This is a genomic window from Arthrobacter sp. Hiyo1 (genome assembly GCF_001263615.2).
Lineage (GTDB): Bacteria > Actinomycetota > Actinomycetes > Actinomycetales > Micrococcaceae > Arthrobacter.
The window spans coordinates 5,655-9,705 of sequence record NZ_DF952473.1 but is presented as its reverse complement, the minus strand read 5'-3'; the positions used below and the strand labels follow the sequence as shown (position 1 = coordinate 9,705).

3 protein-coding genes are annotated in these 4,051 nt (G+C 63.0%); all 3 read right to left on the bottom strand.

The features are described 5' to 3' along the window. Nucleotides 1-100 precede the first annotated feature (100 nt). Nucleotides 101-2,452 carry a hypothetical protein gene (locus AHiyo1_RS15675; RefSeq protein WP_216363226.1) on the bottom strand — a complete coding sequence of 784 codons (2,352 nt, stop codon included), beginning with the start codon at nt 2,450-2,452 and terminating at the stop codon, nt 101-103. Between the two features lie 52 nt (nt 2,453-2,504). Next, nucleotides 2,505-3,377 (bottom strand): hypothetical protein, encoded by an 873-nt coding sequence (locus tag AHiyo1_RS15670; RefSeq protein WP_059389176.1) that lies wholly within the window; start codon nt 3,375-3,377, stop codon nt 2,505-2,507. 193 nt (nt 3,378-3,570) lie between these two features. Beyond that, nucleotides 3,571-4,051, bottom strand: a 481-nt coding sequence (locus AHiyo1_RS15665) for a hypothetical protein (protein ID WP_216363225.1), incomplete at its 5' end; no start/stop codon positions are given.

The window sequence follows — 4,051 nt, the reverse complement described above, 5'->3', positions numbered from 1 at the left end:
CGGGTGCGCAGCGCTTTCATGGCCGAGATAGAGGAACCCGTCCCGCCCCACACCTGCGCAATCACCCCCGCCGGTCTCATCGCCAGTCCCGTCTTCTGGGTCATCTTGCACTCCCGTCGTCTCGTCGCTTGGTCATCGTCATCTGCGGCCCGCTGCTGGCCTTGCCCGCCGTCGCGAGCATCTTCTTTTCGGCGGCCTTGCGCATGCGAACCGGCAGCGCGCCCCGCTTCTCTTCAGCCTGCTTGCGGTCCTCGTTGCTGCCGCCACCACCAGTGGTATTCGCCCCGGGGACCGGCTTCTCGGTCATCACTGCAGCCAGACGCTTGCTCTCCTCGAGCTGCCGCGCCTTGCGCTGCATCTCCCGGCGCTGCTTCTCGCGGTTCGGGTTGATGCCCAGTGCAAGGTCCAGGTGGAACACGACGTTGGAGTGTCCGCGGCGCAGGTACGAGAAGTTCTCGCCCTTGCGGGTGATCAGTTTGGTCAGATCCTTGGGGATCTCCTGATGCAGCAGCTTCTGGTAGTCCTCCACCGTCTTGTCGCGCATCGTGCCGAAGATCGTGAAGTCCGCGGCGTCGAACTTGTTGAGCGCCGCGTCTGCGAGCATCTTGTCCACGTCGTTGTATGAGAACACCACCCGGCCACCGCGGTGGAACAGATGCTCGAACTGGCCCTGGATGTACTCCTTGACCCGCTCGTCAATGTGCTCGGCACCGTGGATGATCACCGTGTCGCCGTGCTGGAGCTTGCCGATCGCAAAGCCCACGATGTTCACCAGCTGCGCCATCGCCACACCCTTGCCGCGGCGCATGAGCCGAGAGAAGTCGTACACGACGCGCTTGGCGTCACGAACGCCGTCGACGGCCTCAGCCGTGAAGTTGTTGAAGAGGTCGCCGTTGGTGTTGAGCAGATTGCGGGCAACACCGGTCAGCACCGTCAGCGCGTCCAGCGTGGACTGGTTGTTCTTCGAAGAGTTCTCGCGCTCCTTCAGTGCCGTGTCCAGGTAGGACATGAACATCTGCAGACGCGGCACCTGGTCGTGGGGGATACCCACGACACGCAGGCGGGAGCGGTTCTCCTTCGCGTTGCGCACCCACATCCGCTGGTCGACATAGAACTGCTCGGCGATCGTCTCGAGGTTGTCGCGGATGATCGAGTTCATCCCCGCGTCTCGAGCCTCATAGAGCTGCTCGAACATGAGCGTGAGCTTCTTCATCTGCGAGGAGAAGATCGACAGCTCATCCTCCTCGTCACCGAACATCTCGAACATGTTCACGTCGCCGCTGTTGAGATCGACGCGGGCCGTGAGGCCATCGAACTTCGGTCCGAGCTTGTCGAGGTTCGCACCGTCGAGCACTAGGTGCACGACCGAGCCGTTGGCCAGCAGGCACGACTGCGAAAGCTTCGAGCCCCACATGTTCGCGACCCGCTCCCGACCCAGGTAATCCGAGACGGCGTTGTCGGCGATGACCACATGATGGCTGTACCCGTTGGTGTCCATGAGCACGGCACTGTTGTTCACGTCGCCGATCATGAAACCGACATACTCGCCTGCGTAGTCGTTGAGTCCGTTGGTCACCAGCGAGTAGGAGCCGGCCAGCTCGGTCGAGGTGAAGTGGAACCCGGGCCCGCGCTTCTTGTCGTTCTTCTTGAACAGGCCCGAGAGCTCCTGACGTTGCTCACCGGCATACGGAGCCGCCTTGATCGTTCCGAAGCGGTCGATGTAGAGCCGTGAGATACGCTCGATCGTCTCCTCCAGTGTCGCCAGATCCGGAGCCTTGAGCAGCAGCCGGTTCTGCACCGAGAGGTACGCCGCGCCGTCCTGCAGCTCACCGATCACCGTCTCCATGTCGCCGGCGACCTTCTTGGCCTTGCGGCGCGAGGACGTCGTGCCGCTCTCGGCCTGCTCGCCGCTCTCCAGCTTGTCCAGCTTCTCGGACTGCTTGGTGTACTGGTCGATCCACTTCTGGTCCCGTCGGACGATCTGCTCAAGTACGACCGCGGTCACGCGATCGTCGAGACCGTCCGGGATCCGGCCGATGCCCCAGAAGGCCGCAAAGCCATCCTGGGCAGCCGAATCGTGGAAGAACGACAGCACGCAGCCGACCGAGGAGTCCACCTCGAAGTAGTCCGAGCGGAAGACATACCGCTCCTTCGGCTTCAGAGCCAGCAGGTGCGGGTAGCTATCGAACTTGCCCTCGAGCTTCTTTATCTCTTGACGGCGCTGCCACCAGTTCTGCTTCGGTTCAGGCTGCTCGTCGTCGGCTGCTCCGTTCGCGGTGCCCGCTGTGTCTTCCGAAAGAACAGCGTCCTCCACGAGAACGGCCTCCGCCTCGGCGATCAGGCTTTCGCTGTCGCCGGTCGAACTCGTGCTCTCGTCGAGCACCCCCTGTTCCGCCGTGGGCTTGCTGCGCCCCCGGCGGTCTCGAATCTTCGTCATCAGTGCCATCTGCATCTCCGGCTCGTCGTCTTCGTGAATCTGTCGGTTTTCCTGTACTGCTCTCTGCTCATGCCGCATCTACGCCCTGGTAGAAAACCCGCAGCATCTGGTAGCTCTCCTCGCGGTCGAGCACCGTGGCCTCCTTGACCATCAGCGAGGACTGCTCGACCTCGGCCTGCAGGATCAGGCGCGCCTGGCGGAGCGCCTCCGAGCTCTTGCCCTTGAGCAGCACGTACTGATGGATGGAGCTGAATTTCCCGCCGACATGCTCGGTGAGGATGTCGTGTTGCTCGTTCTGCAGCTCCAGCAGATCCGGGTCACGGATCTCGAGGGCCTGGTTGCGGCGCTCCAGGTTCGCAAGCTGGTGGTAGATGCGCTGCGGCTCCTTCGTCGTGATGAAGTCGTACTCGCACGTCGTCTGCACCTTGCGCCAGAACGAGTCGACGCGGTCCAGGATCGCCACACGGTCCTCGTCGAAGAGCAGGTAGCTCGCCGAGCCGACCACCAGATAGATCTGTCCGACGCTGCCGTCGGCATAGTGGATCTCTCCGTCCTCGGTCACATCGTCAATGCCGACGATCGAGTAGAACTCGCTCGGGTCCGCGTTGCGACGGGTCAAGACGTGCCTGGCCCGCTTCGGCGCGTACGCCAGAAAGGCAGGCACCGTCCTGAAGCGCAGCTCGCGGGTCTTCGTCAGGCCACCGAGGTAGAACACCGCGATGAAGCCCCAGATCACGAACAGTACGATGAGTCCGGGGTTCGCATCCTTGATGAACGTCGTCATCGCCGCCCAGACCACGACCAGCATGCCGCCGCCGAGAAAGACCAACTGCTTCAGCGGTGTCGCCGGGATCTGCCAGCCGAAGATCGGGAACGAGATCTCATGGTCGAGGTAGCCGCGGTTGAGCGGCGTAGTGATGCGATACGAACTTTTCGCCATCGGGATCGTCCTTACTCCTTGGTCCTGTCGTGTCTCCTATGCGAATGACCTGAAAGACGAGTCAATCACGACTCCAGCCTATCGCATGAGTGCTATTCAAGACACCTATTGAATGGTGTCTTGAATAGCAAAACCCCCATGCCCGGATCTCTCCAGGCGTGGGGGTCAGCTACCGCCGGCAGTGCGTCTCTTGCTACGCCGGCACGTCCTCCAGCCGGGGTGTTTCGCCGGTCAGATCGAGGACCGCGAGGCTCCCCGGCGTCCGCTCGCGATCGAGGATCTCCTGGCGGACCGGGAGTGAAACCACCTCGCCGTCACTCAGGCGTTCCAGGGCAGCGCGCTCCGAGTGGCGGAAGTGGTAGTGGCCGCTCACCAGCAGTGTCTCCTTCGTCGGATCCAGGACGGAAAGCACGCGCGAGGTGTGCTCCCGCTGCGCCAAACGCGCGTACGCCAGGTCCTTCGGATCCCAGCCGAAGCCGTCACCGAGCCTGGAGATGAGCCCCGGCGTCGCCAGGGCCTCATGCGCCAGAACCACGTCGGGACTGATCGGCAGCGTGACCAGACCCTTCGCCTGCTCGTCAGTGGGCAGCTCGGCGGCCCACCAGCTCTCTCCCGGCGTGCGCATGCCTCGATCGATGCTCGCGGCTCCTGCGAGCCAGCCGACCACATGTGTT